Origin of the sequence: Enterobacter sp. 18A13, assembly GCF_007035975.1 — a bacterium.
Classification (GTDB): domain Bacteria; phylum Pseudomonadota; class Gammaproteobacteria; order Enterobacterales; family Enterobacteriaceae; genus Enterobacter; species Enterobacter vonholyi.
Genome location: NZ_AP019634.1, coordinates 4,243,951 through 4,268,965 on the forward strand (window position 1 = coordinate 4,243,951; position 25,015 = coordinate 4,268,965).

Consider the following 25,015-nt stretch of genomic DNA (forward strand, 5'->3'; position numbering starts at 1 on the left):
AGCCTCAGAAAGTCAGAACGGTGTCGTAGTGGGAAAGGTGTTCGCGCAATGCAGCTGAAGACAGGACTGTCACATCCAGCACGAAAGGCGTCTTATCATCCAAACCGCGAGCGGCCAGCGAATCGGCGCAGACATAAAGGGTTTCGATGTCGTACAGCGGCAGCACTTTAAAGGTAGCGATGTAATCCCGCGCCAGAATGGCCTGAGGCTGTTGCCCAGCCAAAAGCTGAAACACCCCGTCCCCCAAAAAGAAGACGCCGATATCTTCGGTCAGCGCGGACGTTGCAAGTAACGCATCCAGCCCTTCGCGGCCAGAAGCGCTGCCGTGCGGCGCAGACTTAAAAACAAATGCCACACGCTTCATCAGAATTGCACCACTCTGTCGCAGGTTAACGCCGCCTGTGCCAGCGCGCCCAGACCACTTAACGAAAAACCGGGCTGCAGGTTAGAACCCGATAAACCAAGACGCGCAGCTTCGGTTGCATCGGTTACGCCGCGGCGCAGTGCCGCCGCCACGCAGATGTGCAGTTCTACGCCCTGCTTTTCGTTTAATGCCTGCCAGCCGCGCACCACATCAAACTCATCGTTCGCCGGCGACGTAAACTGGTTCGCGTTGTACACCCCTTCCCGATAGAAGAAGACGCTCGCCAGCTCATGTCCGGCCGCCAGCAGCGCATGCGCAAACTGCAGCGCGCTGCTGGCCTGCTGAGTCCCGTACGCCGGGCCTGTCACCATTAACGCAAAACGCATTACTTATCTTGTCCCAGGAAATCACCGCTTTTGAACTGGCGAATATAGAGGTAGACCGTGTGCTTGGAGATGTTCAGACGATCGGCCACCTGGTTGATGGCGTCTTTAATATCAAAAATCCCTTTTTCATAGAGATTGAGCACGATCTGGCGATTCTTGGCGTTGTTCGAGACGTTGCGATCGGCATTCACTTCTTCAATGGTGAACTCAAGCGTCTGAGTGACGAGATCTTCGACGGAAGAGGCAAAGTTAACAGAAGAGCCAACATCCGGCGTTTCTGGTGGAATAAAGGTGCTCATGATCTGCGAGAAAGGCACATCAAGGTTCATGTTGATGCACAGCAGCCCAATCACACGATGCTCGCGGTTTCGAATCGCGATAGTTTCTGATTTCATCAGCACGCCGCTTTTGGCGCGGGTGAAATAGCATTTGGAGACGCTGCTGTCCGCGCCGGTCATGTCATGCAACATACGCAATGCAAGGTCGGTGATTGGCGAACCAATTTTACGGCCAGTATGCTCACCATTCGCAATGCGGATGGCGGAACACTTCAGATCTTGCAGGGAGTGCAATACGATTTCGCAGTGGGAGCCAATGAGCATCGCTAACCCGTCCACTACCGCTTCATAGGATTTCAGAATATCGAAGTCGGTCTGATCGAAAGGACGTTGATCCAGCAAATCAAGTTCACTGGTTTCGTTGGTTAAAAGCGACCTGGACATGAAAAAAACACTCCTTTTCAGGAGCCTGTCGTTAGGTTTTCAGGGCAGGCTCATTATCTACACGGACAACTAAATTAATACAGCGTGTATAGCGCTTTCCAGTGTTAATTATATCTGCCCCACAATAAAAAAACCGCCGCCTGAAAGGCGGCGGTTTTTATCACATTACTTCTTAGCGTCTGTCGCTGCTTTTTCTTCAGCAGGTGCGTCCGCTTTAGCATCCGCTTTCGGTGCCGGTTTGATGTCCAGCAGCTCTACGTCAAAGACCAGCGTAGAGTTGGCTGGGATTCCCGGAACGCCGGTTTTGCCATAGGCCAGATCCGGTGGGATGACCATCTTGATCTTGCCGCCTTTCTTGATGTTTTTCAGGCCTTCAGTCCAGCCAGGGATCACACCATCCAGACGGAAGGAGAGCGGCTCACCACGGGTGTAAGAGTTATCGAACTCTTTACCGTCGATCAGCGTACCTTTGTAGTTCACAACAACGGTGTCGCTGTCTTTAGGCGCATCGCCGGTGCCTTCTTTCTCAACTTTGTACACCAGGCCAGTAGAAGAGGTTTTCACACCCTTCTCTTTAGCAAAGGTATCGCGGTAGGCTTTGCCTTTCGCTTCGTTGTCTTTCGCGTCCGCGTCCATCTTGGTCTGCGCGGCACCCTTCACACGCGCTTCGAACGCCTGCAGAGTCTGTTCAATTTCCTGGTCAGACAGCTTGCTCTTATCTGCAAATGCGTCCTGAACGCCCGCGATCAGCTGAGCTTTATCCAGTTTGATGCCCAGCTTCTCTTGTTCTTTCAGAGAGTTTTCCATGTAACGACCCAGAGATGCGCCCAGTGCGTAGGCGGATTTCTGGTCGTCATTTTTGAACGCCGCTTTGCTGTCTGCAGTGGCAGCAGGCTTCGCAGCAGTATCAGCAGCGAATGACAGCGGCGCGTTCAGCGCAACAGCCATCGTCGTCGCCAGCAGCGTTACTTTAAACAGTGATTTCATCCATATCTCCAGGGCCTGGGGACTCTCACCCCAGCATTAAACGTAAATGAGTGACGTACTATAAAACGTTGCGGAAGAAATCTACAGACAGACACTTCCAATTCTCGCCACTTTTCAGACTATTTTTGTTTAAATAAGTTTCCTGCCAAGGGGATGCAGACTGTACTTAAGGATAAACTCAGTTAAACTGCGCCGCCGCAGTGCCATTATGGTGAATCTGAAACAAACGAGGTGAATGATGAAGGATACAACGATAGAAGCGAGAATGGCTGAGCTGGAAAGCCGCCTGGCTTTTCAGGACATCACCATCGAAGAGCTAAACCAGACCGTAACCGCACATGAGCTCGAAATGGCGAAACTGCGGGATCATATGCGCCTGCTGACGGAAAAGCTGAAGGCTACGCAGCCGTCGAACATTGCCTCTCAGTCAGAAGAGACGCCACCTCCTCATTATTGAGGCGTAAAAAAAGCGGGATAATCCCGCTTTTTTATTTTCCGCATGACGGAATTAGTGGCAGCCGCAGCCGCCGTTACCGCAACCACCTTTACCGTGGCCGTGATCATGACCATGGTCGTGGCCGTGACCACCGCAGCAGCCATCGTGGCCGTGATCGTGGTCATGGTCGTGACCGTGCGCACCGTGAACGTGGCCATGAGCCAGCTCTTCTTCGGTCGCTTCGCGGATCGCAACAACTTCGACGTTGAACTTCAGGTTCTGGCCAGCCAGCATGTGGTTACCGTCAACCACGACGTGGTCATCTTCCACTTCGGTGATTTCAACAGGAACTGGACCCTGGTCAGTTTCAGCCAGGAAGCGCATGCCAACCTGCAGTTCGTCAACGCCCATGAACACGTCTTTAGGAACGCGCTGAACCAGGTTGTCGTCATACTGACCGTAAGCGTCGTTCGCGCCTACAGCAACGTCAAATTTGTCGCCAACTTCATGACCTTCCAGCGCGTTTTCCAGGCCGGAAATCAGGGAACCGTGACCATGCAGGTAGTCAAGCGGCGCACTCACCGGAGACTCATCAACCAACACACCGTCTTCTGTACGTACCTGATAGGCCAGGCTGACCACCAGGTCTTTTGCTACTTTCATGATATCTCCTGAGCGTGGGAAAATTGCTGGCGCAGATTGTAGCGGAAATCTGCACCCGTGTACCCTTAAGCTTAAAAAAACTCAGAGCATATCGCTAGTCTGGATGAAAAATGCCGATCACTTGCTCTTCTTTGCGAACGTGATCGCGGGCTTCTTTGTCGGCCTCACGCATCTGGTGACCGCACTTAACACACTCAACAACATCAATATTATTTTCCCGCCACATCGCCAGGGTATCTTGCGCCTGGCAGGTCGGGCATTTTGCACCCGCGATAAAGCGTTTACGTACAGCCATCTTTCGTTACCCTTTATTCAAATTCATCCCAGCCATCGAGCTGGCGTCTTTCCTGCTGCATCTCGCGCTGGAAGATCTCCTCCAGCTCGCGACGCGCTTCCCGCACGCGGGAGATCTGCGCCGTATCGGTATGTACCGGCATCAGCTCGCGCAGCATCCGCATATCCAGCCGGCGGAAGTGCATCTGGGCGCGCTGCGCCTGATGCGGATGCATGCCGAGCGAGATCAACGCCTTGCGCCCCAGCTCCAGCGCACTGGAGAATGTCTCACGGGAGAAGTGTTTCACACCCGCCTGCAATAATTCGTGAGCTTCAACACGTCCCCGCGCACGCGCCAGAATATGCAGATGCGGGAAATGCTGCTGACACATATCCACCAGCTTCATCGTGTCTTCCGGGTCGTTACAGGTAATCACGATGGACTCTGCAGCTTCTGCCCCCGCCGAGCGCAGCAGCTCGAGCTGGGTCGCATCGCCGTAGTAAACCTTATAGCCATATTTGCGCATCAGGTTGACCGCGCTGATATCACGCTCCAGCACCGTAATGCGCATTTTGTTCGCCATCAGCAAACGTCCGATCACCTGTCCGAAGCGGCCAAAGCCCACCACGATAACCTGAGGCTTATCATCTTCCACCCACGGCGCTTCGTCTTCATCTTCTGACGGGTTCAGGCGGCGCGACAGGAGTTTATCCACCAGCTTCATCAGCAGCGGCGTGGTCATCATTGACAGCGTGACCGTCACCAGCAAAAGCGCCATCTGCTCGTCTTTAAACAGCTTCTGGGAGGAGGCGGTAGAGAACAGCACAAACGCAAACTCACCTCCCTGGCTTAACACGCTGGCAAACTGCATGCGTTCCGAACTGCGCAAGCCGTAAATGCGCGCCAAGGCGTACAGCACCAGCGTTTTCACCGCTACCAGGATGGCTACGCTCACCACAACCCACAGCAGATGGGTATAGAGCACGCCAAGGTTGAGCGCCATCCCCACCGAAATAAAGAACAGGCCTAACAGCAGTCCTTTGAAGGGATCGATGGCAATTTCCAGCTCGTGCCGATACTCGCTCTCCGCCAGCAGCACCCCGGCGATAAAGGTCCCGAGCGCCATCGACAGCCCCAGCGCATCCATAAACAATGCCGACCCCAGGACCAGCAGCAGCGTCGCGGCCGTAAAGACCTCGCGCACGCCCGACGCGGCAATAAAGCGGAACACGGGACGTAAAAGAAAACGTCCGCCAATCAGCATGCCCGCGAAGGCCAGCACCTTCATGGCAATTTTTGCCCAGTCGAAGTGATCGTCCCCGGAGCCCGCCAGCAGCGGCACCAACGCCAGCGCCGGGATGACCGCCAAATCCTGGAACAGCAGCACCGAAAAACCCAGCTGACCGGCTTCGTTGCGGTTCATCCCCTTGTCGCGCATCAGCTGCAGGGCCATCGCCGTCGACGACATCGCAAGGCCTATCCCGCCTATCACCGCCGCCTGCCAGGAGAAATTCGTCAGCATTAACAGGCCACCCAGAATCGCGGCGCTGAGCAACACCTGCGCGGCACCCACGCCAAAGATGGAGCGTCGGAGCTGCCACAATTTAGAAGGGTTCAGCTCAAGGCCGATGATGAACATCAGGAACACCACGCCCAGCTCGGAGAAATGGAGAATTTCATCCACATCGCTGATGAATCCCAGCCCCCAGGGGCCAATCGCGATCCCCGCCAGCAGATAACCCAACACCGCACCTATCCCAATACGTGCAGCAAGCGGCACCGCGACGACGGCCGCAAACAAAAAAAGCACCCCGGCGAGGAGCAAATTCGATCCTTCCATTAACGACCTCCTGCCGGAATCGGTGACGCCAGCCATTCACCGTAGGCTCTGGCGTGGCTGGCCAGTTCTTTAGGATCCTGACGACGGGCCCAGTAGACAATAATCGGGCTCATCCAGTGCATACGGCACATGGCCGCCGTCAGCTCAAAAGGCCGCAGAATGTCGCTCATCGGATAGCGGTTCAGCCCGTCGTGGCGGTAAGCGCTTTCGGGTTCACCGGTCGTAATCACGCTACGCCAGTACTTTCCCGCCAGCTGATTGCCCCCTACCCCGCTGGAGAAACCCCGGCTCAGCACGCGGTCCAGCCACTCTTTGAGCAGCGCCGGACAGCTGTAGGTATAAAGCGGATGCTGGAACACAATCACGTCATGCTGACGCAGCAGTTCCTGCTCGTAAGGGATATCAATAAAGAAATCAGGATAGTGCGCGTAGAGATCGTGCACCGTCACGTTACTGAGCTGTGTGGCCGGCTTAAGCAGCACCCGGTTTGCCACCGAGTCCTGAGATTCCGGATGGGCATACAGCAGCAGCACTTTTGCTGTCTGAGACATCATTCCCCTCCCGGTCTTGTTTCTGTTTTTGTGTATCGTTGTTGTTTTGGGCTACCATGGCGGCCCGGTGCGGAAAATGGCCCACACCTTACATTATCATAATGACAAATTAACATAGTCGGAACATACGGCGCTTCTATGATTGTTTTCTCCTCGTTACAAATTCGTCGCGGCGTGCGCGTCCTGCTGGATAACGCCACTGCTACCATCAACCCAGGCCAAAAAGTGGGTCTGGTCGGCAAAAACGGCTGTGGTAAATCCACCCTGCTGGCGCTGCTGAAAAACGAGATTAGCGCGGATGGCGGTAACTTTACCTTCCCGGGAAACTGGCAGCTCGCCTGGGTAAACCAGGAGACTCCGGCGCTGAGCGAACCGGCACTCGACTATGTTATCGACGGTGACCGTGAGTACCGTAAGCTCGAGGCGGAACTTAACGCCGCTAACGAGCGCAACGACGGCCACGCCATTGCCACGGTTCACGGCAAGCTGGACGCTATTGACGCGTGGACCATTCGCTCCCGCGCCTCCAGCCTGCTGCACGGCCTGGGCTTCAGCAATGAACAGCTGGAACGCCCGGTCAGCGACTTCTCCGGCGGCTGGCGTATGCGCCTCAACCTGGCGCAGGCGCTGATCTGCCGCTCTGACCTGCTTCTGCTCGATGAACCGACTAACCACCTCGATCTCGATGCGGTTATTTGGCTGGAGAAGTGGCTCAAGAGCTATCAGGGCACTCTGATTCTGATCTCCCACGACCGCGACTTCCTCGACCCGGTGGTGGATAAAATCATTCATATCGAACAGCAAACGATGTTCGAGTACACCGGCAACTACAGCTCCTTCGAGCGCCAGCGCGCGACGCGTCTTGCCCAGCAGCAGTCCATGTACGAAAGCCAGCAGCAGCGCGTGGCACACCTGCAGAGCTTCGTGGATCGCTTCAAGGCCAAAGCCTCAAAAGCGAAGCAGGCCCAGAGCCGCATCAAGATGCTGGAACGCATGGAGATGATCGCCCCGGCGCACGTGGATAACCCGTTCCACTTCAGCTTCCGCGCCCCGGAAAGCCTGCCGAACCCGCTGCTGAAGATGGAAAAAGTCAGCGCGGGCTATGCCGACCGCATTATTCTCGACTCCATCAAGCTCAACCTGGTGCCGGGTTCACGTATTGGCCTGCTGGGGCGCAACGGCGCCGGTAAATCGACGCTGATCAAACTGCTGGCGGGCGAGCTTAACCCGGTCAAGGGTGAAATCGGCCTGGCGAAGGGCATCAAGCTGGGTTACTTCGCCCAGCATCAGCTGGAATTTTTACGCGCGGATGAATCCCCGATTCAGCACCTCGCGCGTCTGGCGCCGCAGGAGATGGAGCAGAAGCTGCGCGACTACCTCGGCGGCTTCGGCTTCCAGGGCGATAAGGTCACTGAAAACACCGAGCGCTTCTCCGGGGGCGAAAAAGCCCGTCTGGTGCTGGCGCTGATCGTCTGGCAGCGTCCGAACCTGCTGCTGCTCGATGAACCGACCAACCACCTGGATCTCGATATGCGTCAGGCGCTGACCGAAGCGCTGATTGAGTTCGAAGGCGCGCTGGTGGTGGTTTCGCACGACCGCCACCTGATCCGCTCCACCACGGACGATCTGTATTTAGTGCACGATGGCAAAGTGGAACCGTTCGATGGCGATCTGGAAGACTATCAGCAGTGGCTGACGGACGTGCAGAAGCAGGAGAACCAGCCGGAAGAGTCAGCGAAAGACAACGCCAACAGCGCGCAGGCACGTAAAGACCAGAAACGCCGTGAAGCGGAGCTGCGCACCCAGACGCAGCCGCTGCGTAAAGAGATTGCCCGTCTCGAAAAAGAGATGGAAAAGCTCAACGCCACGCTTGCCGCTGTTGAAGAGAAGCTCGGCGACAGCGGTCTGTATGACCAGAGCCGTAAAGCCGAACTGACGGACTGCCTGCAAACGCAGGCGAAGACCAAATCCAGCCTGGAAGAGTGCGAGATGGCGTGGCTGGATGCGCAGGAGCAGCTGGAAGCGATGCTGCAGGCTGACTGACCTGTTTACCCCGTTTTAAGAACAGAATCCGTACCGGGTTCGGAAATCCAGCTTAAACGGGGTACAATTCGGAAAGTATCGTAAATTTCCGACAAGAATCAGCATCGCGCTTATGACCCAAATCATCCCATCAGACTTCGACATTGCGGTCGAAGACAGCACTGAGTTCGTGCCTATGCGCGGCGTGGCCAATCCCCATTTGCAGACCATGCTGCCGCGACTGATCCGCCGCAAGGTTCAGTTCACCCCGCACTGGCAACGGCTTGACCTGCCAGACGGTGATTTTCTGGATCTCGCCTGGAGCGAAGCGCCGGAACAGGCTCGCCATAAGCCGCGTCTGGTGGTCTTTCACGGCCTGGAAGGCAGCCTGCACAGCCCGTATGCCCATGGGCTAATTGAGGCGGCAAAGGCGCGCGGCTGGCTCGGCGTGGTGATGCATTTTCGCGGCTGTAGCGGCGAACCGAATCGTCAGAAACGCATTTATCACTCGGGTGAAACAGAAGACGGGACGTGGTTTTTACACTGGCTGCGTGAAAATTATGGCACCGTGCCAACGGCCGCCGTGGGCTACTCGCTGGGCGGCAATATGCTGGCCTGCTTGCTGGCCAAAGAGGGCGAAAGCGTGCCGCTGGAGGCCGCCGTCATTGTCTCCGCGCCGTTTATGCTCGAGCAGTGCAGCTACCATATGGATAAAGGCTTCTCCCGCGTCTACCAGCGTTACCTCCTCAACCTCCTGAAGGCCAATGCGGCACGTAAACTGAAGGCCTACCCGGATACCCTGCCGGTCAGCCTGCGCCAGCTGAAAAAGGTACGCCGTATTCGCGAGTTCGACGACCTGATCACCGCGAAAATTCACGGCTTCGCCGATGCGATTGACTATTATCGTCAGTGCAGCGCCATGCCGCTGCTCAGCAAGATCACGCAGCCAACGCTGATTATTCATGCCAAAGATGACCCGTTTATGGATCATCACTCGATCCCCGCGCAGGAATTCCTGCCCGACAACGTTCACTATCAGTTGACCGAGCACGGCGGCCACGTCGGGTTTATCGGCGGCACGCTGCGCCGCCCGAAAATGTGGCTTGAGGCGCGTATTCCTGACTGGCTAACCCCTTATCTGGACGGTGCAAAATGATTATTCCCTGGCAGGATCTGGCTCCCGAAACGCTCGATAATCTGATTGAAAGCTTTGTATTACGCGAAGGCACCGATTATGGTGAACAGGAACGCTCGCTTGAGCAAAAGGTCAACGATGTAAAGCGCCAGCTGAAAAGCGGCGACGTGGTGCTGGTGTGGTCAGAACTGCATGAGACGGTCAATATCATGCCCCGCAACGCGTTTCACGGCTGATCTTCCACCCTTTTCAGTCAGGGAGTTGCTATGTCTGCCAGACATCCGGTTATAGCCGTTACGGGGTCGAGTGGTGCGGGAACCACCACCACAAGCCTCGCATTTCGCAAGATTTTCGCCCAGCTGAATCTCCGTGCGGCGGAGGTCGAGGGCGACAGCTTTCACCGCTACACGCGTCCTGAAATGGACATGGCCATCCGTAAGGCGCGCGATCTGGGTAAACACATCAGCTACTTCGGCCCGGAGGCCAACGACTTCGGCCTGCTGGAACAAACCTTTATCGAGTATGGTCAGAGCGGCAAAGGGCAGTCCCGCAAGTATCTGCATACCTATGATGAAGCCGTTCCCTGGAATCAGGTGCCGGGAACCTTTACCCCATGGCAACCGCTGCCGGAACCCACTGACGTCCTGTTTTACGAAGGATTGCACGGCGGCGTGGTCACCCCGCAACACGATGTGGCGCGCCACGTGGACCTGCTGGTCGGTGTGGTCCCTATCGTGAACCTGGAGTGGATCCAGAAGCTGACGCGCGACATGAGCGAACGTGGCCATTCGCGAGAGGCGGTAATGGACTCGGTGGTACGCTCCATGGAAGATTACATCAACTTCCTGACGCCGCAGTTCTCCCGCACCCATATCAACTTCCAGCGCGTGCCGACGGTGGATACCTCCAACCCGTTTGCCGCCAAAAGTATCCCATCCCTGGATGAGAGCTTTGTGGTGATCCATTTCCGCAATCTCGAAGGCATTGATTACCCCTGGCTACTGGCCATGCTGCAGGGCTCGTTTATTTCGCACATGAATACATTGGTCGTGCCGGGCGGAAAAATGGGGCTGGCGATGGAGCTCATCATGACGCCGCTGGTGGAGCGACTGATGGAAGGGAAGCAGATTGCGTGAGCATGTTCCCTCTCCCTGTGGGAGAGGGTTAGGGTGAGGGCATCAACACGCACGATGCCCCATCAATCACGCCTCGATCACTTCATACGAATGCGTGATTTTTACCGCTTTCTCCAGCATTAATGCCACAGAGCAGTACTTCTCCGCAGACAGATCCACCGCACGCGAGACCGCCGCGTCTTTTAGTTCTTTACCTGTGACCACAAAGTGCAGGTTAATATGGGTGAACAGACGTGGCGCCTCTTCACGCCGTTCTGAGGTGAGTTTAACCTCACAATCCGTCACGTCATGACGACCTTTTTGCAGAATCGACACCACGTCAATGGCGCTGCATCCGCCTGCCGCCATCAGCACCATTTCCATTGGGCTTGGCGCTTTATCGCCGGAGTTACCGTCCATTAAAATCTGGTGCCCTGACGCGGATTCGCCCAGGAACGTTAAACCTTCAACCCATTTCACGCGCGCTTGCATATTCTTAAACTCCAACGTTGCATTTTTGGTGACAGATTACGCGTGCGTTACATTTCTCGCAATGGAAGGCGACCTGCATCATGCTGAAGCGAGACACCAGGAGACACGCGGCGAAAGCTATGCTAAAACACTCTGGATGCTACAGTAATACATTGACGTTACACATGTATGCAGAGGACATCAAACTTTACTGGCTGCGAAACGTTACGGTAGCCGACTTCCCAGGGTATGGGTAAGAATTCGATTGCAACCCCAGAGTCCGGATGCATTTGATGACTCTGGTGACAGCTTATAACAGAGGATAACAGCGCATGGTGCTTGGCAAACCGCAAACAGACCCGACTCTCGAATGGTTCTTGTCTCATTGCCACATTCATAAGTACCCATCAAAGAGCACGCTGATTCACCAGGGTGAAAAAGCGGAAACGTTGTATTACATCGTTAAAGGCTCGGTGGCAGTGCTGATCAAAGATGAAGAAGGGAAAGAGATGATCCTTTCTTATCTGAACCAGGGCGATTTCATCGGTGAACTGGGCCTGTTTGAAGAGGGCCAGGAACGTAGCGCCTGGGTTCGTGCAAAGACAGCATGTGAAGTGGCTGAAATTTCTTACAAGAAGTTCCGTCAGCTGATTCAGGTTAACCCTGACATTCTGATGCGTCTTTCTTCCCAGATGGCGCGCCGTCTGCAGGTCACGTCAGAGAAAGTGGGTAACCTCGCCTTCCTGGACGTTACCGGCCGTATCGCGCAGACCCTGCTGAACCTGGCGAAACAGCCAGACGCCATGACCCACCCGGACGGCATGCAAATTAAAATTACCCGTCAGGAAATTGGTCAGATCGTCGGTTGCTCCCGTGAAACAGTAGGCCGTATCCTGAAAATGCTGGAAGATCAAAACCTGATCTCCGCCCACGGTAAAACCATCGTGGTCTACGGAACGCGTTAATTCCGCTTAAACGGCGTGCCATCGCAAGGTGTCACGCCGTTTTTGTCTCTACTCCCCATGTGGCGCAGGCTGATCTATCACCCGGAAGTTAACTACGCACTGCGACAAACGCTGGTGTTGTGTCTACCCGTGGCCATAGGCCTGATCCTCGGACATCTTCAGCAGGGCCTGCTGTTTTCTCTCGTACCCGCCTGCTGCAACATCGCCGGTCTGGACACGCCGCATAAGCGCTTTTTCAAACGCCTGATCGTTGGCGGCTGCCTGTTTGCGGGCTGTAGCCTCGCCGTACAGCTGTTACTGGCTCGTGATATCCCGCTGCCGCTGATCCTGACCGTGCTGGCGATGACGCTCGGCGTCACCGCCGAAATCAGCTCGCTGCACGCCCGCCTGCTTCCCGCCTCGCTGATTGCGGCCATCTTCACGCTGAGCCTCGCCGGGAATATGCCTGTGTGGGAGCCGCTGCTGATCTACGCTCTGGGGACGCTGTGGTACGGGCTGTTTAACTGGTTCTGGTTCTGGCTGTGGCGCGAACAGCCGCTGCGCGAATCCCTGAGCCTGCTCTATGTGCAGTTGGCGGATTACTGCGAGGCCAAATACACCCTGCTCACCCAGCATACCGATCCGGAAAAATCCTTACCGCCGCTGCTGACGCGCCAGCAGAAGGTGGTGGATCTCATAAGCCAGTGCTATCAGCAGCTACACATGCTCGCCGCCAACAAGAACCACGAGTATAAACGCCTGCTGCGCACCTTCCAGGTCGGGCTGGATCTACAGGAACATATCTCCGTGAGCCTGCACCACCCGCAGGAGGTACAAAAGCTGGTCGAGCGCAGCCATGCCGAAGCGGTGATCCGCTGGAACGCGCAGACCGTCTCCGCACGCCTGCGGGTGCTGGCCGATGATATTCTCTATCACCGCTACCCCACGCGCTTTAACATGGATAAACAGCTCGGCGCGCTGGAGAAAATCGCCCGCCAGCATCCGGATAACCCGGTCGGACAGTTTGCCGCCTGGCACTTCAGCCGCATCGCCCGGGTATTGCGCACCCAGCGTCCGCTTTATCCCCGCGACCTGATGGCGGATAAGCAAAAACGGCTGCCGTTATTGCCCGCGCTCAAAAGCTATCTTTCTTTTAAATCGTCCGCCCTGCGCAACGCCGCAAGGATTAGCGTGATGCTCAGTACCGCCAGCCTGATGGGCATGGCGCTGCATCTGCCGAAGCCCTACTGGATCTTAATGACCGTGCTGTTTGTCACCCAGAACGGCTACGGTGCCACGCGGGTGCGTATTCTGCACCGGGCGGGCGGAACGATGGCCGGGCTGATCATTGCGGGAGTAACGCTGCACTTCCACGTGCCGGAAGGCTATACCCTGGCAGGGATGCTGGCGATCACGCTGGTGAGCTATCTAATTATCCGCAAAAACTATGGCTGGGCGATGGTGGGCTTTACGGTGACGGCGGTATATACCCTGCAGCTGCTTACGCTCAATGGCGAACAGTTTATTGTCGCCAGGCTGATTGATACTCTGATCGGCTGCCTGATTGCCTTTGGCGGCATGGTCTGGCTCTGGCCGCAGTGGCAGAGCGGGCTGCTGAGACAGAACGCCCACGACGCGCTGGAGGCCGACCAGCAGGCCATTCGCCTGATCCTGAGCGATGACCCGCAGCCGTCCCCGCTGGCCAATCAGCGCATGAAAGTCAACCAGGCGCACAACGCCCTGTTCAACTCGCTTAACCAGGCGATGCAGGAGCCGGGCTTTAATTCGCACTATCTGGCCGATATGAAGCTCTGGGTGACGCATAGCCAGTTTATCGTCGAGCACATTAACGCCATGACCACGCTGGCGCGCGAGCACACGATGCTGACGCCGGACCTGGCGCAGCGCTATCTGCAGTCATGTGAAATTGCGTTGCAGAGGTGTCAGCAGCGTCTGGAGTATGACGCGCCGGGCGAGTCGGGAGACTCAAACATTCTGGAAGCGCCGGAGACGTTGACCCACGGGCCAATGAGCACCCTGGAGCAGCACTTGCAGCGCGTTCTGGGGCATCTGAACACCATGCACACCATTTCGTCGGTGGCATGGCGTCAGCGTCCGCATCACGGCATTTGGTTAACGCGCCGGTTGAAACGAACCGAATATTAGCCTTTAACGATCTTCGCAACCGCCGCGGCAAACCGGGTCAACCCGTCTTCAATATCCTTATCCTCCACCACCAGCGACGGCGCAAAGCGCATGACGTCCGGTCCGGCGTTGAGCACCATCACCCCTTCGCGAGCGGCGGCGTGCAGAAAGTCGCGAGCGCGGCCCTTGTACTGCGGCTTAAGCTCGGCGCCAATCAGCAGCCCCATCCCGCGGATCTCGCTGAACACGTCGTACTGCTCATCAACCTTTTTCAGGTGTTTCACAAACAGCTCGCGCTTCGCGCTAACGCCGTTCAACACCTCTGGCGTGTTGATAATGTCGAACGCGGCACCCGCCACGGCGCTCGCCAGCGGGTTACCGCCGTAGGTGGAGCCGTGAGAACCGACGTGGAACGCAGAGGCGATCTCCTGTGTCGTCAGTACCGCACTCACCGGGAAACCACCGCCAAGCGCTTTGGCGCTGGTCAGAATATCCGGCGTCACGCCGTAGTGCATATAAGCGAACAGATCGCCGGTACGCCCCATCCCGCACTGCACTTCATCAAAGACCAGCAGCGCCTGATGCTCGTCGCACAGCGCGCGCAGCCCTTTCAGGAATTCCGGGGTTGCCGCGGTCACGCCGCCTTCACCCTGGATCGGTTCGACAACAACTGCGCAGGTGTGGTCGTCCATCACCGCTTTCACCGCGTGCAGATCGTTAAACGGCACGTGGACGATATCGGCCGGTTTTGGGCCAAACCCGTCGGAATACTTCGGCTGGCCGCCAACGGAAACGGTAAAGAAGGAGCGTCCGTGGAAGGCGTTGTGGAAGGCGATGATTTTGGTTTTGTACGGGCTGTGGCGCGTTGTCGCGTAGTAGCGCGCCAGCTTAAAGGCAGTTTCGTTGGCTTCAGTGCCGGAGTTCATAAACAGCACGCGTTCCGCAAAGGTAGCATCAATGATCTTGCGGCCCAGGCGCAGCGCCGGTTCGTTGGTGAACACGTTGCTGGTGTGCCACAGGGTTTCGCCCTGGGTTTTCAGCGCCTCCACCAGCGCGGGATGGCAATGACCCAGCGCCGTGACCGCAATACCACCCGCGAAATCCACATACTCTTTACCCTGCTGATCCCAGACGCGGCTGCCTTTTCCCTTCACCGGGATAAATTCAGCCGGTGCATAAATCGGCAGGATCACTTCATCAAATGTCGCGCGGGTAATTGCTGGTTGTTCAGTTGCCATGTCATGACCATCCATTTTATGTCACAGTGAATGTGAAAATATAATCACAAAATATGCATAAAAAATCACAGCAAGGCAACAGATTTTCAGCGATTGAGGAAATTTGCCAGCAGCGCGTGCCCCTGCTCGCTGAGGATACTTTCCGGGTGGAACTGCACGCCTTCGAGATCCCATTCGAGGTGGCGAATCCCCATGATCTCCTGCGTATCGCTCCAGGCGGTCACCTCAAAACAGTCGGGCAGCGTCGACGGGTCAATGACCAGGGAATGGTAGCGCGTCACGGTTAAAGGATTATTGAGCCCCGTGAACACCCCGGTGCCGGCGTGGGTGACCGGAGAGGTTTTACCGTGCATCACTTTCGCGGCGCGCACGATGGTGGCACCAAACGCCTGGCCAATTGCCTGATGGCCCAGGCAGACGCCCAGGATTGGCAGCTTGCCGGCATAGTGCTGGATAACCTCCAGCGAAATACCCGATTCCGACGGAGTGCAGGGGCCGGGTGAAATCACTATTTTCTGCGGCGCCAGCGTCTCGATATCGGCGAGAGCGATCTCGTCGTTACGGCGGACAACCACCTCTGCACCCAGTTCACAAAAATACTGGTAAAGGTTCCAGGTGAAGGAATCGTAGTTATCAATCAGCAGAATCATGGCGGCTCCCGAAAAAAATGCCGCCCTATTCTACTCAGATTCCCGCGCTTCGCTCACTACTTTGGCAAAGATAGCGTTTAACGCGGTTAAATCTCCCGTTGCGCCACTTCGGTTAGCCGCAACCCACTGCTCGGGGTCGATATCACGCCAGTCCAGCGAGTAGCCCGCGTGGAGCGCCAGCTGCTCGAAGAAAACGCGTTGGGCAATGCCGTTGCCGCCCATAAACGGATGCAGCATGTTGATTTCGCAGTAGTAGTGGCTAACTCTGTCAACAAACGCCGCTTTCTCAAGACCCACAAGATATTTTTCGCTTTCCAGCGCCGCCATCAGCTCGTTCCCCATCTTTTCGATGTACTCAAAATGGCAGAAGGGAATGTCACCTTTAAAAATATCCTCGGTACGGAGCTCACCTGCCCGCTTCATCTCACTGCGGTACAAATGACGATGAATAAGGCACAGATGGGGTAGCCCGGGCGCGGAAGGCCCAAGCTCCAGCGTCTCAATATGGGGTTCTGAGGGACCATTACCTTTTTCAAGGAGACAACTGGCCTGTAAATTGACGTTACGCTGCTGTTCCCAGAGACGGGATTTTTGCTTGTCGGTGAGTTTTTTCACTTAACGCCTCCCTGAATAGTCCGTTTGCCACAAGTATAAGCAGCAAAACGCGCTTTCGCAGGGAGGGCTACATAACGCGGGCCGGAGAAGCCCGCGCTCAGAAGAGTTACGGCAGAACTTTGGCGGACAGGATAACCACTGGTTTTGACGGGACATTCTGATACGGACCGACGTCGTGAGTAGGCACCTGAGAAATCTTGTCAGCCACGTCCATCCCTTTCACGATTTTACCAAAGACCGCATAGCCAAAGTCGCGCTGACCGTGGTCGAGGAAGGCGTTATCCGCTACGTTGAGGAAGAACTGGCTGGTCGCGCTATCTTTGTCCGCGGTACGCGCCATTGAGATGGTACCGCGTTTGTTCAGCAGGCCATTGTCCGCTTCGTTTTTGATAGGCGGGTTCGGCTGTTTCTGCTGCATTTGCTCGTTGAAACCGCCCCCCTGAATCATGAAGCCCGGGATCACGCGGTGGAAAGTGGTGTTGTTGTAGAAACCGCTGTTCACATAGTCGAGGAAGTTTTTCACGGAAACAGGGGCTTTCTGGCTATTCAGTTCCAGCTCAATATTCCCGGCGGAGGTGGTCAGCAGAACGTGAGGGTCCCCTTTTGCTGCCAGCGCAGCAGGGGAAACGGCAGAAAGAGCAAACACAGCTGCGACAGCCGCCAGTGTTGATTTGAGCATGAGAATTCCTTAACAAAGCGCAGTATAAAAAGCGAATGGCTTGATTCTAAAGAGCAGTATGAACGGAGACCAGCCTTTTACCTAATTTTACGAAGTTGAAACAATTATTACTACGCAAACGATTGGCTATGCCGCCAATTAATGTGATTTAGATCACACTAAAACCTGCAATGACACATTCATTGCCCTTAAAAGATAGGAATAGATCACTTTAACGACTAAAATCTGCCCGCTCTCAGCGCCCCCTGGGCGCTTTTCTTTTTCTGAACAGGCCAGACATGACTAACAGCAATCGCATCAAGCTCACATGGATCAGCTTCTTCTCCTACGCCCTGACCGGCGCGTTGGTGATCGTCACCGGGATGGTGATGGGGAATATCGCAAACTACTTCCATCTGCCCGTTTCCAGCATGAGTAACACCTTCACCTTCCTCAACGCGGGGATCCTGATCTCTATCTTCCTGAATGCCTGGCTGATGGAAATCGTCCCGCTGAAAACCCAGTTACGCTTTGGCTTTGTACTGATGGTCGCCGCCGTGGCGGGTCTGATGCTAAGCCACAGCATCGCCCTGTTCTCCGCCGCCATGTTCGTGCTCGGTCTGGTCAGCGGGATCACCATGTCGATTGGTACGTTCCTGATTACCCATATGTATGAAGGCCGCCAGCGCGGCGCGCGTCTGCTGTTTACCGACTCCTTCTTCAGCATGGCCGGGATGATTTTCCCAATGGTCGCGGCCGTTCTGCTGGCCCGCAGCATTGAGTGGTACTGGGTCTATGCCTGCATTGGTCTGGTCTACGTGGCGATCTTTATTCTGACCTTCGGCTGCGAGTTCCCGGTGCTGGGCAAAAAAGCGCAAACCACTGCAGAACCCGTCGCTAAAGAGAAATGGGGTATCGGGGTGCTGTTCCTCTCCATCGCCGCCCTGTGCTACATCCTGGGCCAGCTGGGCTTTATCTCCTGGGTACCGGAATACGGCAAAGGTCTGGGCATGAGCCTGAACGATGCGGGTAAACTGGTGAGCGATTTCTGGATGTCTTACATGTTCGGCATGTGGGCGTTTAGCTTCATCCTGCGCTTCTTCGACCTGCAGCGCATTCTGACCGTGCTGGCGGGCCTGGCGACCGTGCTGATGTATCTGTTCATCAACGGCTCCCCGGAACATATGCCGTGGTTCATTATGACCCTGGGGTTCTTCTCCAGCGCCATTTATACCTCGATCATTACCCTGGGCTCCCTGCAGACCAAAGTGGCCTCGCCGAAGCTGGTTAACTTCGTTCTGACCTGCGGCACCATCGGCACCATGCTGACCTTCGTGGTGACGGGTCCGATCGTTGCCCACAGCGGCCCGCTGGCCGCGCTGCACACCGCGAACGGTCTGTACGCCGTGGTGTTCATCATGTGCTTCGTTCTGGGCTTCGTGACCCGCCACCGCCAGCACAACGCGGCGGCAGCGTCTCACTAACCCCTGCGCCCCTTTGCATTACGCAGAGGGGCTGTTTCTGGCAAAACTCACCTCTTCTCCTCCGGTATCCATCTGGATCCAGGTTTGCGCCAGCTGCGTGGTGGCGATAATCCGCCCCTGACGAATCGACCAGCGCACCGGCACCTGACAGCGCACCGCTTCAAACCCGCTCTCCGCAGGCAGAATAATCAGGTTTGCCGGATTTCCCGTTTCAATACCGTAATCGCTCAGGCCGAAGGTACGGGCGCTGTTGTGGGTGATCAGGTTCAGGCCATTGTCGATTTGCGGATACCCCATCATCTGACAGACGTGCAGCCCCATATGCAGCACCTGCAGCATGTTGCCGGTGCCGAGCGGGTACCACGGGTCGAAGACGTCGTCGTGACCAAAGCAGACGTTAATGCCCGCTTCCTGCAGCTCTTTTACCCGGGTGATACCGCGGCGCTTCGGATAGTCATCAAAGCGCCCCTGCAGGTGGATATTGACCAGCGGGTTAGCGACGAAGTTAATCCCCGACATCTTCAGCAGACGGAAGAGCCGCGAGGTGTAAGCGCCGTTGTAGGAGTGCATGGCGGTGGTATGGCTGGCCGTCACGCGCGGGCCGATGCCGGCCTCATACGCCAGCGCTGCCACCGTCTCGACAAACCGCGACTGCTCGTCGTCGATTTCATCGCAGTGGATATCCAGCGGAAGGTCATACTTCTTCGCCAGTTCAAAAGCGATATGCAGCGACTGGACGCCATACTCGCGGGTGAACTCGAAGTGCGGGATCGCCCCCACCACGTCGGCGCCCAGCTTTAACGCCTCTTCGAGCAGCGCCGCGCCGTTCGGGTAAGAGAGAATCCCTTCCTGCGGAAACGCAACGATTTGCAGCGTTACCCACGGGGCCACCTCCTGCTTCACCTCCAGCATCGCCTTCAGGGCGGTAAGCGTCGGGTCGGAGACATCCACATGGGTGCGGACAAACTGGATGCCGTTAGCGATTTGCCACTTCAGCGTTTTCCAGGCGCGCGCTTTCACGTCGTCATGGCTGAGCAACGCCTTGCGCTCCGCCCAGCGCTCAATGCCCTCAAACAGCGTGCCGGACTGGTTCCAGTTCGGTTCGCCCGCCGTCTGGGTCGTATCAAGATGGATATGCGGCTCAATGAACGGCGGGATAGCCAGCCCACCGCGCGCATTCAATACTTCATAACTTTCGGCGTGGGTGTCGTCCATCGGGGTGATGTCACCAAATCGCCCGTTCTCAATGGCGAGCTGCCACAGCCCTTCCCGACCCGGTAAACGAACATTCTGAACAAGCCATAACGGTGTTGTAGACATACCCTTCCCCTAAAAAACGCCGCTGATTTTCAGGCGTATCGATTTTGGCAAAACCATCTCCTGATTTGTACACAAATTCAACGAGCACGAAAAGCCTGCGATTTCCGCCACTTATAAAAATCCTGACAAATCAGTCGCATACCACCTAGGGAGTAGGCTAAGACGTATTTGATTTGCATCAATAAGCGCCCCTGCTGAATCGTTAAGGTAGGCAATAATAGAAAAGAAATCGAGGCAATAATGAGCAAACTCAGACTCGCTATCATCGGTAACGGCATGGTCGGCCACCGCTTTATTGAGGATCTTCTCGATAAGGCCGATGCTGAGCAGTTCGATATTACCGTGTTCTGTGAAGAACCCCGCAAGGCGTACGACCGTGTGCACCTGTCTTCCTACTTCTCCCATCATACCGCCGAAGAGCTCTCTCTGGTGCGTGAAGGTTTCTACGAGAAACATGGCGTAAAAGTGCTGGTGGGCGAACGCGCTATCACCATCAACCGTCAGGAAAAAGTGATCCACTCCAGCGCCGGGCGTACGGTTTTTTACGACAAGCTGATCATGGCGACGGGCTCCTATCCGTGGATCCCACCAATTAAGGGCTCGGAAACTCAGGATTGCTTCGTCTACCGTACCATTGAAGACCTTAACGCCATCGAATCCTGCGCGCGTCGAAGCAAACGCGGCGCGGTGGTGGGCGGCGGCCTGCTGGGCCTGGAAGCGGCAGGCGCGCTGAAAAACCTCGGCGTTGAAACCCACGTCATCGAATTTGCCCCGATGCTGATGGCAGAACAGCTCGACCACATGGGCGGTGACCAGCTGCGTCGTAAAATCGAAAGCATGGGTGTGAAGGTTCACACCAGCAAGAACACCAAAGAGATCGTTCAGGAAGGGACTGAAGCGCGCAAAACCATGCGCTTTGCCGACGGCAGCGAGCTGGAAGTGGACTTCATCGTCTTCTCCACCGGTATTCGTCCGCGCGACAAGCTGGCGACCCAGTGCGGTCTTGCCGTGGCGCAGCGCGGCGGGATCATGATTAACGACACCTGCCAGACCTCCGATCCGGATATCTACGCGATTGGCGAATGCGCCAGCTGGAACAACCGCGTATACGGTCTGGTGGCGCCCGGCTACAAAATGGCACAGGTCGCAGTGGACCATATCCTCGGCAGCGAAAACGCCTTTACCGGCGCAGACTTGAGCGCCAAGCTGAAGCTGCTGGGCGTAGATGTCGGCGGTATTGGCGATGCGCATGGCCGCACCCCGAATTCCCGCAGCTATGTCTATCTCGACGAAAGCAAAGAGGTCTACAAACGACTCATCGTCAGCCAGGACAACAAAACCCTGCTCGGCGCGGTGCTGGTGGGCGACACCAGCGACTTCGGCAACCTGCTCCAGCTGGTGCTCAACGCCATCGAGCTGCCGGAAAACCCGGACGCGCTGATCCTTCCGGCTCATGCCTCCAGCGGCAAGCCGTCAATCGGCGTGGATAAACTGCCGGACAGCGCGCAGATTTGCTCCTGCTTCGACGTTACCAAAGGCATGCTGATCTCCGCCATCAACAAAGGCTGCCACACCGTTGCGGCCCTGAAAGCCGAAACCAAAGCCGGTACCGGCTGCGGCGGCTGTATTCCTCTGGTCACTCAGGTGCTGAACGCCGAACTGGCGAAACAGGGCATCGAAGTGAACAACAACCTGTGCGAGCACTTCGCGTATTCTCGCCAGGAGCTGTATCACCTGATCCGCGTGGAGGGCATCAAATCCTTCGACGAACTGCTGGCGAAGCACGGCCAGGGCTACGGCTGCGAAGTCTGTAAACCGACCGTCGGCTCCCTGCTGGCCTCCTGCTGGAATGAGTACGTGCTCAAGCCCGAGCATACGCCGCTGCAGGACACCAACGACAATTTCCTGGCCAACATCCAGAAAGACGGCACCTACTCCGTGATTCCACGTTCCGCCGGCGGCGAAATCACGCCGGAAGGGCTGGTCGCGGTGGGCCGCATCGCACGGGAATTTAACCTGTACACCAAAATCACCGGCTCCCAGCGTATCGGCCTGTTTGGCGCGCAGAAAGACGATCTGCCGGAAATCTGGCGTCAGCTGATTGAAGCCGGCTTCGAAACCGGCCACGCGTACGCAAAAGCGCTGCGCATGGCGAAAACCTGCGTGGGCAGCACCTGGTGCCGCTACGGCGTCGGCGACAGCGTGGGCTTCGGCGTTGAGCTGGAAAACCGCTACAAAGGCATCCGTACCCCGCACAAAATGAAGTTCGGCGTCTCCGGCTGCACCCGCGAATGTGCGGAAGCGCAGGGTAAAGACGTGGGTATTATTGCCACCGAGAAAGGCTGGAACCTCTATGTGTGCGGCAACGGCGGGATGAAACCGCGCCATGCGGACCTGCTGGCGGCGGATCTCGATCGCGACACGCTGATTCAGTATCTCGACCGATTCATGATGTTCTATATCCGCACCGCCGATAAGCTGACCCGTACCGCCTCCTGGCTCGATAACCTGGAAGGCGGCATCGACTACCTTAAATCAGTCATTATCGACGACAAGCTGGGCCTGAACGAGCATCTGGAAGCGGAAATGGCGCGCCTGCGCGAGGCGGTGATCTGCGAGTGGACTGAAACCGTCAACACCCCGGCGGCGCAGACGCGCTTCAAACACTTTATCAACAGCACCCAGCGCGACCCGAACGTGCAGGTAGTGCCGGAGCGCGAACAGCATCGTCCGGCCACGCCGTATGAACGTATTCCGGTTACGCTGGTGGAGGAAAACGCATGAGCCAGTGGATAAACATTTGCGATATTAACGACATTATCCCCGCCACCGGCGTGTGCGCGCTGCTGGGCAACGAGCAGGTGGCGATTTTCCGCCCTCGCCACGATGAACAGGTTTTTGCCATCAGCAATATCGACCCGTTCTTCGAGGCCAGCGTGCTCTCCCGCGGACTGATTGCCGAGCATCAGGGTGAACTGTGGGTCGCCAGCCCGTTGAAAAAGCAGCGTTTCCGCTTAACCGACGGACTCTGCATGGAAGATGAAAGCTTCTCGGTCAAACACTACGACGTCCGCGTGAAGGACGGCGAGGTGCAGCTGAAAGCGTAACCCCTCGCCTTTTCAATAGGAAAGGCTTATGACCCCTTATGGGTAACGGCAGGAAAAACCGTATGTTCTGTACGATTCCTGCTGTTATCCTGACGTCAATTCTTACCCCCTCCATGAATGCTGCGAGGTAACGTCGTGGATCACCTGCCGATTTTTTGTCAATTACGCAACCGCGACTGCCTGCTCGTGGGCGGCGGCGACGTAGCTGAACGCAAAGCGCGCCTGCTGTTAGAGGCTGGCGCCCGACTGACCGTTAACGCCATTGCCTTCGCCCCACAGTTTGAGGTCTGGGCTCAGGAAGGGATGCTCACGCTGGAAGAGGGAGAGTTTGATGAGTCCCTGCTGGATACCTGCTGGCTGACTATTGCAGCGACGGATGACGATGAAGTGAACCAGCGCGTGAGCGATGCCTGCGAAGCGCGCAGAATTTTCTGCAACGTGGTGGATGCGCCGAAAGAGGCCAGCTTCATCATGCCGTCGATTATCGACCGCTCGCCGCTGATGATAGCCGTATCGTCCGGCGGACGCTCCCCGGTTCTCGCCCGCCTGCTGCGGGAAAAGCTGGAAGCCCTGTTGCCCCAGCATCTTGGTCAGATTGCGCATTACGCCGGGCAGCTCCGCTCCCGCGTGAAGCAAACCTTTTCGACCGTGGGCGAGCGTCGTCGCTTCTGGGAAAAATTCTTTGTGAACGACAGGCTGGCGCAGTCGCTGGCGAATCAGGACACCAAAGCCGTTGAAGAGACCACCGAACAGCTGCTGAGCGAACCGCTGGACCATCGCGGTGAAGTGGTGCTGGTGGGCGCAGGCCCCGGCGATGCGGGCTTGCTGACGCTAAAAGGACTACAGCAGATCCAGCAGGCCGATACCGTGGTTTACGATCGCCTGGTCTCCGATGACATTATGAACCTGGTTCGCCGCGATGCCGACCGCGTCTTCGTGGGCAAACGGGCGGGCTACCACTGCGTGCCGCAGGAGGAGATTAACCAGATCCTTCTGCGCGAGGCGCAGAAAGGTAAACGCGTGGTGCGCCTTAAGGGTGGCGATCCGTTTATCTTTGGTCGCGGCGGCGAGGAGCTGGAAACTCTCTGTGACGCGGGCATTCCCTTCTCCGTCGTGCCGGGCATTACGGCGGCATCCGGCTGTTCAGCGTACTCTGGCATTCCGCTGACCCACCGCGACTACGCCCAAAGCGTGCGTCTGGTGACGGGGCATCTTAAAACCGGCAGCGAGCTGGACTGGCATAACCTGGCCGCTGAAAAGCAGACGCTGGTGTTCTACATGGGGCTAAACCAGGCCGCCACGATTCAGGCGAAGCTGCTGGAGCACGGTATGAATGCGGATATGCCCGTCGCGCTGGTCGAAAACGGCACCGCCATTACGCAGCGCGTGGTGGATGGCGTGCTGACGCAGCTGGGCGAGCTGGCGCAGCTGGTCGAAAGCCCGGCGCTGATCGTGGTGGGCCGCGTGGTTGAGCTGCGCGATAAGCTGAACTGGTTCTCGAATCACTAACGCATATTCTTCCTTTCCGGAGTAGTCCCTATACGGACTACTCCCCTCTTACCGCTGTCGATAACATACTGCCCCGAAGTGGAACTTTCCCCTTTATTCCCTTGATATACATCTAACTTTCGTTTTTAAGACAAGGAATGCGTATGTTCAAACTGGCAAAGGTCGCCGTTCTGGTTGGCCTGTTATCGACTCTGACTGCCTGTACCGGTCATGTACAGAACACCAAAAATAACTGCAGCTATGATTACCTGCTGCACCCGGCGATCTCCATTTCGAAGATCATCGGTGGTTGCGGTCCGGCGGCACAGCAGTAAGCGTTTTACAGGCGTAAAAAAACCGGGATGTCCCGGTTTTTTAGTTTTGGAGAGTGTGTTTTTTG

Annotated in this window: 26 protein-coding genes; 12 read left to right on the forward strand and 14 right to left on the reverse strand. The window is 56.5% G+C overall.

The genetic code is table 11. From position 1 onward, the window contains the following. Positions 1-4: 4 nt before the first annotated feature. From tusC to fkpA, 4 genes are all read right to left on the reverse strand, one after another. Positions 5-364 carry a sulfurtransferase complex subunit TusC gene (gene tusC / locus FOY93_RS20580; RefSeq protein ID WP_111963791.1) on the reverse strand — a complete coding sequence of 120 codons (360 nt, stop codon included), beginning with the start codon at positions 362-364 and terminating at the stop codon, positions 5-7. Continuing rightward, entirely contained in the window at positions 364-750 is a 387-nt protein-coding gene (gene tusD, locus FOY93_RS20585; protein WP_115876878.1) for a sulfurtransferase complex subunit TusD, read from the reverse strand. Before tusD ends, tusC begins: the two co-directional genes overlap by 1 nt. Next, complete coding sequence (locus FOY93_RS20590) at positions 750-1,472, reverse strand: helix-turn-helix transcriptional regulator (protein WP_003861697.1); 723 nt, start codon at positions 1,470-1,472, stop codon at positions 750-752. The genes tusD and FOY93_RS20590 overlap by 1 nt, the downstream gene beginning before the upstream one ends. 165 nt (positions 1,473-1,637) lie before the next feature. Continuing rightward, a complete protein-coding gene (gene fkpA / locus FOY93_RS20595) occupies positions 1,638-2,459 on the reverse strand; it encodes an FKBP-type peptidyl-prolyl cis-trans isomerase (protein ID WP_111963789.1) in 822 nt (273 codons plus the stop codon). Positions 2,460-2,697: 238 nt separating this feature from the next. On the opposite strand from fkpA, the gene FOY93_RS20600 reads away from it, so the two are divergent. Beyond that, the gene (locus FOY93_RS20600) at positions 2,698-2,916 is read left to right on the forward strand and encodes a protein SlyX (protein ID WP_008503009.1); all 219 of its coding nucleotides are present in this window, start codon (positions 2,698-2,700) and stop codon (positions 2,914-2,916) included. Between the two features lie 51 nt (positions 2,917-2,967). On the opposite strand, the gene slyD is transcribed toward FOY93_RS20600, so the two are convergent. The 4 genes from slyD to kefG all read right to left on the reverse strand — a co-directional run bounded on the left by slyD (position 2,968) and on the right by kefG (position 6,223). Further along, positions 2,968-3,558 carry a peptidylprolyl isomerase gene (gene slyD / locus FOY93_RS20605; RefSeq protein ID WP_008503010.1) on the reverse strand — a complete coding sequence of 197 codons (591 nt, stop codon included), beginning with the start codon at positions 3,556-3,558 and terminating at the stop codon, positions 2,968-2,970. 94 nt (positions 3,559-3,652) lie between these two features. After that, entirely contained in the window at positions 3,653-3,853 is a 201-nt protein-coding gene (locus FOY93_RS20610; RefSeq protein ID WP_010436300.1) for a YheV family putative zinc ribbon protein, read from the reverse strand. Positions 3,854-3,866: 13 nt separating this feature from the next. Continuing rightward, the gene (kefB, locus tag FOY93_RS20615; RefSeq protein WP_143345608.1) at positions 3,867-5,672 is read right to left on the reverse strand and encodes a glutathione-regulated potassium-efflux system protein KefB; all 1,806 of its coding nucleotides are present in this window, start codon (positions 5,670-5,672) and stop codon (positions 3,867-3,869) included. Next, entirely contained in the window at positions 5,672-6,223 is a 552-nt protein-coding gene (kefG, locus tag FOY93_RS20620; RefSeq protein ID WP_014885493.1) for a glutathione-regulated potassium-efflux system ancillary protein KefG, read from the reverse strand. Before kefG ends, kefB begins: the two co-directional genes overlap by 1 nt. 138 nt (positions 6,224-6,361) lie before the next feature. Here kefG and FOY93_RS20625 point away from each other — a divergent pair, with 138 nt between their 5' ends. The 4 genes from FOY93_RS20625 (at position 6,362) to FOY93_RS20640 (ending at position 10,516) form a co-directional block, all read left to right on the forward strand. After that, positions 6,362-8,266: an ABC transporter ATP-binding protein gene (locus tag FOY93_RS20625; RefSeq protein WP_136195929.1), complete on the forward strand. Its 1,905-nt coding sequence runs from the start codon at positions 6,362-6,364 to the stop codon at positions 8,264-8,266. Between the two features lie 112 nt (positions 8,267-8,378). Continuing rightward, the gene (locus FOY93_RS20630) at positions 8,379-9,401 is read left to right on the forward strand and encodes a hydrolase (protein WP_115876875.1); all 1,023 of its coding nucleotides are present in this window, start codon (positions 8,379-8,381) and stop codon (positions 9,399-9,401) included. Next, positions 9,398-9,616, forward strand: a complete 219-nt coding sequence (locus FOY93_RS20635; RefSeq protein WP_008503016.1) for a YheU family protein — start codon at positions 9,398-9,400, stop codon at positions 9,614-9,616. The genes FOY93_RS20630 and FOY93_RS20635 overlap by 4 nt, the downstream gene beginning before the upstream one ends. Before the next feature lie 30 nt (positions 9,617-9,646). Next, positions 9,647-10,516 carry a phosphoribulokinase gene (locus tag FOY93_RS20640; RefSeq protein ID WP_008503017.1) on the forward strand — a complete coding sequence of 290 codons (870 nt, stop codon included), beginning with the start codon at positions 9,647-9,649 and terminating at the stop codon, positions 10,514-10,516. Positions 10,517-10,582: 66 nt separating this feature from the next. On the opposite strand, the gene FOY93_RS20645 is transcribed toward FOY93_RS20640, so the two are convergent. Next, complete coding sequence (locus tag FOY93_RS20645; protein WP_008503018.1) at positions 10,583-10,987, reverse strand: OsmC family protein; 405 nt, start codon at positions 10,985-10,987, stop codon at positions 10,583-10,585. 311 nt (positions 10,988-11,298) lie between these two features. Between FOY93_RS20645 and crp the strand changes: the two genes are divergently transcribed. Both crp and FOY93_RS20655 read left to right on the forward strand, forming a co-directional pair. Next, positions 11,299-11,931: a cAMP-activated global transcriptional regulator CRP gene (crp, locus tag FOY93_RS20650; protein ID WP_000242758.1), complete on the forward strand. Its 633-nt coding sequence runs from the start codon at positions 11,299-11,301 to the stop codon at positions 11,929-11,931. A 57-nt stretch (positions 11,932-11,988) separates the two neighbouring features. Beyond that, entirely contained in the window at positions 11,989-14,076 is a 2,088-nt protein-coding gene (locus tag FOY93_RS20655; RefSeq protein WP_143345748.1) for a YccS/YhfK family putative transporter, read from the forward strand. On the opposite strand, the gene argD is transcribed toward FOY93_RS20655, so the two are convergent. From argD to ppiA, 4 genes are all read right to left on the reverse strand, one after another. After that, complete coding sequence (gene argD / locus FOY93_RS20660) at positions 14,073-15,293, reverse strand: bifunctional acetylornithine/succinyldiaminopimelate transaminase (RefSeq protein WP_172621926.1); 1,221 nt, start codon at positions 15,291-15,293, stop codon at positions 14,073-14,075. The two genes, FOY93_RS20655 and argD, sit on opposite strands and share 4 nt — an antisense overlap. Before the next feature lie 86 nt (positions 15,294-15,379). Further along, the gene (gene pabA, locus FOY93_RS20665) at positions 15,380-15,943 is read right to left on the reverse strand and encodes an aminodeoxychorismate synthase component 2 (protein ID WP_143345610.1); all 564 of its coding nucleotides are present in this window, start codon (positions 15,941-15,943) and stop codon (positions 15,380-15,382) included. Between the two features lie 30 nt (positions 15,944-15,973). Next, positions 15,974-16,558, reverse strand: coding sequence for a putative adenosine monophosphate-protein transferase Fic (locus tag FOY93_RS20670; RefSeq protein WP_115876871.1), 585 nt, complete (start codon positions 16,556-16,558; stop codon positions 15,974-15,976). 106 nt (positions 16,559-16,664) lie between these two features. Continuing rightward, entirely contained in the window at positions 16,665-17,237 is a 573-nt protein-coding gene (gene ppiA / locus FOY93_RS20675) for a peptidylprolyl isomerase A (RefSeq protein WP_014885514.1), read from the reverse strand. Positions 17,238-17,515: 278 nt separating this feature from the next. On the opposite strand from ppiA, the gene tsgA reads away from it, so the two are divergent. Beyond that, positions 17,516-18,700 (forward strand): MFS transporter TsgA, encoded by a 1,185-nt coding sequence (gene tsgA / locus FOY93_RS20680; protein ID WP_143345611.1) that lies wholly within the window; start codon positions 17,516-17,518, stop codon positions 18,698-18,700. Between the two features lie 18 nt (positions 18,701-18,718). Here tsgA and FOY93_RS20685 read toward each other — a convergent pair whose 3' ends face one another. Then, positions 18,719-20,020, reverse strand: coding sequence for a cytosine deaminase (locus tag FOY93_RS20685; protein ID WP_126304239.1), 1,302 nt, complete (start codon positions 20,018-20,020; stop codon positions 18,719-18,721). A gap of 240 nt (positions 20,021-20,260) precedes the next feature. On the opposite strand from FOY93_RS20685, the gene nirB reads away from it, so the two are divergent. From nirB to FOY93_RS20705, 4 genes are all read left to right on the forward strand, one after another. Next, positions 20,261-22,804 (forward strand): nitrite reductase large subunit NirB, encoded by a 2,544-nt coding sequence (nirB, locus tag FOY93_RS20690; protein WP_127732470.1) that lies wholly within the window; start codon positions 20,261-20,263, stop codon positions 22,802-22,804. After that, positions 22,801-23,127 carry a nitrite reductase small subunit NirD gene (nirD, locus tag FOY93_RS20695; protein WP_143345612.1) on the forward strand — a complete coding sequence of 109 codons (327 nt, stop codon included), beginning with the start codon at positions 22,801-22,803 and terminating at the stop codon, positions 23,125-23,127. The genes nirB and nirD overlap by 4 nt, the downstream gene beginning before the upstream one ends. Before the next feature lie 135 nt (positions 23,128-23,262). Then, complete coding sequence (cysG, locus tag FOY93_RS20700; RefSeq protein ID WP_143345613.1) at positions 23,263-24,636, forward strand: siroheme synthase CysG; 1,374 nt, start codon at positions 23,263-23,265, stop codon at positions 24,634-24,636. 143 nt (positions 24,637-24,779) lie between these two features. After that, on the forward strand, positions 24,780-24,950 hold the full coding sequence (locus tag FOY93_RS20705) for a YhfL family protein (RefSeq protein WP_127732476.1): 171 nt from the start codon (positions 24,780-24,782) through the stop codon (positions 24,948-24,950). Positions 24,951-25,015: the final 65 nt, after the last annotated feature.